The sequence below is a fragment of the Streptomyces sp. TAA204 genome (assembly GCF_000424965.1).
This window is the reverse complement of the sequence record NZ_AUKW01000033.1, coordinates 1-7,736: the sequence shown is the minus strand read 5'-3', so window position 1 is coordinate 7,736 and position 7,736 is coordinate 1. Positions and strand designations below refer to the sequence as shown.

Annotated in this window: 1 protein-coding gene; it reads right to left on the bottom strand. The window is 74.1% G+C overall.

The genetic code is table 11. From position 1 onward, the window contains the following. Nucleotides 1-7,736, bottom strand: a 7,736-nt coding sequence (locus H343_RS32700) for a non-ribosomal peptide synthetase (protein ID WP_037905042.1), incomplete at both ends; no start/stop codon positions are given.

The window sequence follows — 7,736 nt, the reverse complement described above, 5'->3', positions numbered from 1 at the left end:
GCGGCCTCGGCGAGTTCGCCGGGCAGCCGCTCCTCGGTCGTCGTGCGCAACTCCAGCTCGGGCGCGGCCTGTTCGGGCGCCAGGACCTGCTGGTAGGGCACCCCGTCGTGCGCCGGGAAGACCGTCCGCAGGCTCTCGTGCCGCGCGGTCACATCGCCCAGCGCCGCCGACAGCGCCGCCACGTCGAGATCGCCGGTCAGCCGCAGCGCGACGGGCAGATTGTACCCGTGGTCCGGTCCGTTCAGCCTGTTGAGGAACCAGAGGCGGCTCTGCGCGAACGACAGCGGCACCCGCTCGGGACGCTCCTGCCGGCCCAGCGCCGGACGCGCACCCCGCGCACCCCCCAGCAAACCCGCCAAGCCCGCGACCGTCGGCTGCTCGAACAGCTCACGCACCGACAACTCCACACCCACCACCGACCGCACACGGCTGATCAGCCGCGTCGCCAGCAGCGAATGCCCACCCAGATCGAAGAAGCCCTCATCGATCCCCACACGCTCGACACCCAGAACCTCAGCGAACAGCCCGCACAGCAACTCCTCAACAGGCGACCGCGCACCCCGCCACGACACGACGCCACCAGGGACCGGCAACGCCGCACGATCCAGCTTCCCGTTCGCCGTCAACGGCAGCGAATCCACCACCACGAACGCCGAAGGCACCATGAACCCCGGCAACCACCGCGAGGCCCCCTCCCGCAACACCCCCACATCCAGCACGGAATCGGCGGTACCCACGACGTACGCCACCAACCGCCGGTCCCCCGGCCGGTCCTCGACGACCACCACCGCCACACGGGCCACCCCGGGCAGCCAACCCACCACCCGCTCGACCTCACCCGGCTCGACACGGAAACCCCGCACCTTCACCTGATCATCGGCACGCCCCACAAACTCCAGCCCACCGTCCGCCAGCCACCGCGCCACATCCCCCGTCCGGTACATCCGCCCACCCGACTCACCGAACAGCCCGGCAAACACATCCGCCACAAACCGCCCCGCAGACAACCCCGCACGCCCCGCATAGCCACGCGCCACTCCGGCGCCGGCCGCGTACAACTCGCCCGCCACACCGGCCGGTACGGGCTTCAGCGCGTCGTCGAGCAGGTAGATCCGGTCGCCGGCGACGGTCTCCCCGAGCGGTGCGCCGGCGGGCCAGTCGGCCGGGTCCGCCGGCAGGGTGTGTGTCGTGACGGCGTGGGTCTCGGCCGGCCCGTACACGTTGTGCAGGCGGCGTCCCGGCAGCCGACCGTGGAAGGAGCGCAGCCGCTCCCCGAGGGCGAGCGCCTCGCCGCCCTGGAAGATGTCGGTCAGGTCGGGCAGGGCCGTGCCGCGGGACTCGGCGGCCTCGACCAGCGACTCGATGACCAGGTTGGGCGCGAACAGCTGGTTGACGCGGGACTCCTCCAGCCAGCCGGCGAGGGCGTCGGCGTCGCTGCGCACCTCCTCCGGCGGCACCACGAGGGTCCCGCCCGTGACGAGCGGCGCGAGGATCTCCTGCACGGAGAAGTCGAAGCCGATCGCGGTGAACTGGGCGGTGCGCGTGCCTGGTTCCACGTGGAACCGACCGGCGTGCCAGGTCAGCAGGTTGACGAGGCCGGCGATGGGCATCACGACGGCCTTGGGCGTACCGGTGGAGCCGGAGGTGTAGATGGTGTACGCCGGGTTGGCCGGCACGGGCGCCGCCGCGCGCTCGCCGTCGGTGAGGTCGGAGCCGGCGCGGGACTCGCCGGCGCCGGGCGATGTGCGGGCCAGGTGCGCGGGCACGCCCTCGCAGGCGCCGGGTTCGGTGACGACGCAGACCGGAGCGGCGTCCGTGAGCATCCCGGTGATGCGCTCGGCCGGGTACGAGACGTCGACCGGCAGGTAGGCCGCGCCGGTCTTGAGTACGGCGAGCAGCGCGGTGACCAGCTCGGCCGAGCGGGGCAGCGCCAGGGCGACGGTGCGCTCGGGGCCGGCGCCCAGCTCGACCAGCTCGCGCGCCAACTGGTTCGCGCGCGCGTTGAGCTGGGCGTAGGTCAGCTGCCGGCCCGCGTGCTCCAGGGCGACGCCGTCCGGGGTGCGCGCCACCTGGCGTTCGAAGAGCTCGTGGACGCGCTCGCCGCCGCTCGCGCCCTGGGCGCCCTTCCCCGCCGCCAGCAGGCGCCGCTGCTCCTCCCCGGTGAGCACCTCGACCGCGCCGAGCGGCCGGTCCGGGTCCGCGGCGACCGCGGCGAGCAGGCGCAGCAGCCGGTCGACCAGGTCGCGCACGGTGCCGGCGTCGAACAGGTCGGTGCTGTACTCCATGGCGCCGTCGATGCCCTCGGGGGTGCCGTCGGTCGCCCTGCGCTCCACGACGCTCAGATGCAGGTCGAACTTGGCGATGCCCACCTCGACGGGTGCGGGCCGCGCGTCGAGGCCCGCGAGCCGCATGTGGTCCTCGCCGCCGCTGAGGAACGACAGCATCACCTGGAAGAGGGGATGCCGGGCCAGCGAGCGTTCGGGGCCGAGGTGCTCGACGAGCTTCTCGAAGGGCAGGTCCTGGTGCGCGTACGCCGCCAGGTCCTGCTCCTGTACCCGCTCCAGGAGCGCGCGGAAGGTGGGGTCGCCCGAGGTGTCGGTGCGCAGCACGAGGGTGTTGACGAAGAAGCCCACGAGGTCGTCGAGGGCGTCGTCGGTGCGTCCGGCGATGGGGCTGCCGATGGGGATGTCGGTGCCGGCGCCGTGCTTGGTGAGCAGCGCGGCGAACGCGGCCTGGAGCGCCATGAAGACGCTGGACCGTGTCTCGGCCGACAGGCGCAGCAGCTGCCGGTGCGTGCCGGCGTCCACGCGGAACGGCACGAGGCCGCCGTTGTGGCTCACGCGCGCCGGGCGGGGCCTGTCGGTCGGCAGCGTCAGCACCTCGGGCAGGCCGTCGAGGGCGCCCGTCCAGTGGTCGAGCTGGCTGGTGAAACGGCTCGCCGGGTCGTCCGGGTCGCCCAGCAGGTCCCGCTGCCAGAGCGTGTAGTCGGCGTACTGGACGGGCAGCGGCGCCCAGCCGGGCTCCCTGCCGGCGCTGCGTGCGGCGTAGGCCGTGGACAGGTCGCGCGCCAGCGGCTGCCACGACCAGCCGTCGCCGGCGATGTGGTGCATCACCAGGAGCAGCACGTGCTCGTCCGGGGCCGTTGCGAAGAGCGTGGTGCGCAGCGGGAGTTCGGCGGTCAGGTCGAAGCCGCGGCGGGCGGCTGCGGACAGCAGGTCACCGAGTTCGGACGGGTCTGCGCCGACCTCGTCGAGCTCAGGGCGGGCGTCCTCGGGGGCCAGGACGAGCTGTTCGGGTTCGCCGTCCGTCTCGGGGAACACCGTGCGCAGGGCCTCGTGCCGCACGGCGACGTCGTGCAGGGCGGCGCGCAGCGCGGCCGCGTCGACCCGGCCGTGCAGCCGCAGGCTCATCGGGATGTTGTACGTCGCGCCGGGGCCCTCCATGCGGTTCAGGAACCACAGCCGGTACTGCGCGAACGACAGGGGCACGCGCCGCGGGCGCGGCCGGGTCAGAAGCGCGGGGCGGTCGCCCTGCGCGCGGGCGACGGTGCCGGCAAGCCCGGCCACGGTCGGCGCCTCGAACAGGTCGCGGACGGCGAGGTCGACGCCGAGCACCGTGCGGATGCGGCTGAGCAGCCGGGTGGCGAGCAGGGAGTGCCCGCCCAGCTCGAAGAAGTCGCGGTCGACGCCCACCCGGGAGAGCCCGAGCACCTCGGCGAACAGCGTCGCCAGCACCTCCTCGCCCAGGTCGCGCGGTGCCTGCCCCTGCGCGTCGGTGCCCCAGTCGGGTGCCGGGAGCGCGGCGCGGTCGAGCTTGCCGTTGGGCGTGATCGGCAGCGCGTCGAGCACGACGAACGCGGCGGGCACCATGTGCGCGGGCAGTACCTGCTCGGCGTGGGCGCGCAGCGCGGCGGTGAGGGTTCCTGAACTGGCGGCGCGGGCGGGCGCGTTGGCGAGTTCGCGGTGCTCGCCGGGCCGGGGGGCCGGCTCGCCGGTGCGGTACGCGTCGTGGACGGGGCCGTCGGCGGCCGGGGAGAAGACCACGTCGAGGCTGCCGTCGCTCGCCTCGGCGGACCAGGTCACCGTCGTGCGGTAGCCGAGGGATTCGCCGAGGGAGTGCAGGTCCTCCGGGTCCGGCAGGCCCTCGGGGTGCGGGGCGTCGAGGCGTGCGAGGGCCGCGGCCGCGTCGCCGTTCGCCAACTCCCGCTCGGCCTCGGTCTCGTGGAAGGTCCGCAGGTTGGGCACGCCGGTCAGGCGCAGCCGCCCTGGACGGCGCCGCTCCAGCAGGGCGGCGATGTCCGGCCCGCCGGGCGCGGCGGCGAGCTCGTCCCAACGCAGCGATTCCTCCGGGGGGTTGGCCGGCCCGTCCGCGGGTTCGCCGGCGCGGGTGCGGAGGACGACGTCGTAGCGGTGGCGGCTCATCTCGTTGTGGTGCCGTCCCCGCCGCACGGCGATCCCCACCGCGTCGACGGCGGGCAGTGCGGCACCGAGGCCGGTGAAGAAGTCCGGGTCCAGGAGGAGTTCGCGCTCCCCCTCGACGCTCCGTTCGACGGCCCGGCTCACCGCTGCGGCGTCGGCGAAGTCGCCGCCGCAGCGCAGCTCGACCGCCGTGCGGAAGGTGCGCAGCAGCCGCAGGTTGCGCACGTCGCCGACGAGGACGCTGCCGCCCGGCGCGAGCAGCCCGACGGCCTTGGTCAGCACGGAGCGCACGTACTCCGCGCTGGGGAAGTACTGCACGACGGAGTTGAGGACGATCGTGTCGAAGTGGCCCTCGGGCAGCCCGTCGAAGTCGTGCGCCGGCTGGGCCCGCAGTTCGACACGCCCTGCCAGCTCGGGGCGGCTCTCCAGGCCGCGTCGGACCTTTTCGATGGCCTCGGCCGACAGGTCCGTGCCCCAGTACGACTCGCACTCGGCCGCGACGGGCGCCATGACCAGGCCGGTGCCGCAGCCGATCTCCAGCACCCGCCGCGGGCGCAGCTCACGGAGCCGCTCGACGGTGGCCAGCTGCCATTCGGCCATCTCCTCGGTGGGGATGGCAGCTGAGGTGTAGCTGCTGTTCCAGCCGGTGAAGTCGGTGCCGAACTCGCCTTCGGCGCTCTCGTAGTGGGCGTCGTAGGTCTGCTGCCAGGAGTCGAGCTGCGCCCGCTCCAGCTCCTCGTCCCGCTCGTCGTCGCCGTCCGCGGCTCCGTCTTCTTCTGGGGCCACGGCGCCGGGCACCACATAGGCGACGAGCCGCCGATCGTCCTCGCCGTGTTCGGTCAGCGCGACGGCGGCCTGCCCGACCGACGGGTGGGCGGCGAGCGCCGTCTCGACCTCGCCCGGCTCGACGCGGAAGCCCCGCAGCGTGATCTGGTCGTCGACGCGCCCGCCGAACTCCAGCTGCCCGTCCGTCCGCCAGCGTGCGAGGTCGCCCGTGCGGTACATCCGCGCGCCCTCGGGCCCGTAGGGATCGGCCAGGAACCGTTCCGCCGTCAGCCCGGGCCGGCGCAGATAGCCGCGGGCGACGCCGCCGCCCGCGAGATAGAGCTCTCCCATGACTCCGGGCGCGGCGGGCCGCAGGGCGCTGTCCAGCACGTAGACGCGGGCGTTGGGGATGGCGCCGCCCATCGGCGGCACGACCGCGCCGGCGAGCGGGTCGCTCATGGTGGCGCAGACGGTGGTCTCCGTCGGCCCGTAGGCGTTGATCATCCGCCGCCCGGCGGACCAGCGCGCCACCTGATCGGGCGGCGTCGCCTCGCCCGCGACCACCAGGTCGGCGTCCGGCGGCAGCGCGCCGTCGGGCAGCACGCTCAACGCGGACGGCGGCAGCGTGAGGAACGTGGGCCTGGTCTCGGCAAGCAGCTCGGTGAGGGCGGGGCCCGGGCGCGTCCGCTCCACGGGCGCGACCACGAGGGCCGCGCCGGACAGCAGCGACAGCGTGACCTCCCACAGTGCCGCGTCGAAGCTGACGGACGCGAACTGGAGGACGCGGCTGCCCCTGCCGAGGCCGAACTCCGTGATGAGCGGCGTGAGGTTGGCGCTGATGTTGCGGTGCGAGACCTGAACGCCCTTGGGGCGTCCGGTGGATCCCGAGGTGTAGATGACGTAGGCGGGGTGGTCGGGGTGCAGGGGCGCGCTGCGCTCGGCGTCGGTGACGTCCGGCTCGGGCAGCCCGTCCGCGGCGTCGGCCGAGCCGTCCTCGCCGACCAGCAGCCGCGGCAGCGAGCCGGGCAGCCGGTCGGCGACCTCGGACGCCGTGAGCACGAGGGCGGGCCGTCCGTCCGTGCACAGATAGGCGATCCGCTGCGCCGGATACTCCGGGTCGACGGGCAGGTAGGCGCCGCCGGCTTTGAGCACGGCCAGCATCGCGACGAACAGCCCGGGCGAGCGCGGCATGGACAGCGCCACGACCTGCTCGGGGCCCACTCCGTGCCGGATCAGCGCGCGGGCCAGCCGGTTGGCGCGGGCGTCGAGCCATGCGTAGCTCAGCTCGGTGCCCTCCCACACCAGCGCCGTTGCGTCCGGCGCGGCGGCGGCCCGCTGCTCGAAGAGCTCCGGCCAGGGCCGCTCGTCGGTGGCGCGCGTGGTGTCGTTCCGTGCGTGGACGAGCTGGTGGTGCTCGTCGCCGATGAGGACGCCGACGCGGCTGATGCGCTGGTCGGGGTCGGCGCTGACGGCCTCCAGCAGCGCGCGCAGCCGGGAACCGAGCGCCTCGATCGTGGGCTGCTCGAACAGGTCGGTGCTGTACTCCCAGTCGCCGCGGATGCGGTGTCCGCCGTCCTCGGCGGGCTCCTCGGCGACGGCGAGGGACAGGTCGAACTTGGCGAATCCGACGGGCACTTGCTCGGGCGCCACGTCGAGTCCCGGCAGCGCGGGGTCGGCCGCGGGCATGCTCTGCAGGGCCAGCAGCACCTGGAAGAGCGGGTTCCTGGACAGGGAGCGGCCCGGGTTGACGGCCTCGACGAGCTTCTCGAACGGCAGGTCCTGGTGCGCGTACGCGCCGAGGTCGCATTCCCGTACGCGGGCGAGGAGTTCGCGGAAGGTCGGGTCGCCGGAGGTGTCGGTGCGCAGCACGAGGGTGTTGACGAAGAAGCCCACGAGGTCCTCGACGCCCTCGTCGGTGCGGCCCGCGATGGGGCTGCCGATGGGGATGTCGGTGCCGGCGCCCATCCTGGTCAGCAGGCTCGCGAAAGCCGCGTGCAGCACCATGAACAGGCTGCTGTCGCTGTCGCGGGCGAGCTTGCGCAGCCGCCCGGTCAGCTCGGGGCCGATGTCGAAGGGCACGGTACGGCCGAGCGACCTCGCCACGGCGGGGCGCGCGTGGTCGGCGGGCAGCGCCAGCGACTCGGGCGCGCCCGTCAACGACTCGGTCCAGTAGGCGAGTTGCTCGCCGTAGCGGCTGCCGGGCGCGTCCTCGGAGCCAAGCAGCTCCCGCTGCCACAGGGCGTAGTCGGCGTACTGGACGGGCAGCGCGGGCCAGTCGGGGGCGTTCCCCTGCCGGCGGGCGGTGTAGGCGGTGGTCAGGTCGCGGGTCAGCGGGGCGTGGGACCAGCCGTCGCCGGCGATGTGGTGCAGCAGCAGGAGCAGTACGTGCTCGTCGTCGCCGAGACCGAACAGCTCGGCGCGCAGAGGCAGTTCCCGGGTGACGTCGAACTCGTGCCGGGCGGCCTCGGCGAGTTCGCCGGGCAGCCGCTCCTCGGTCGTCGTGCGCAACTCCAGCTCGGGCGCGGCCTGTTCGGGCGCCAGGACCTGCTGGTA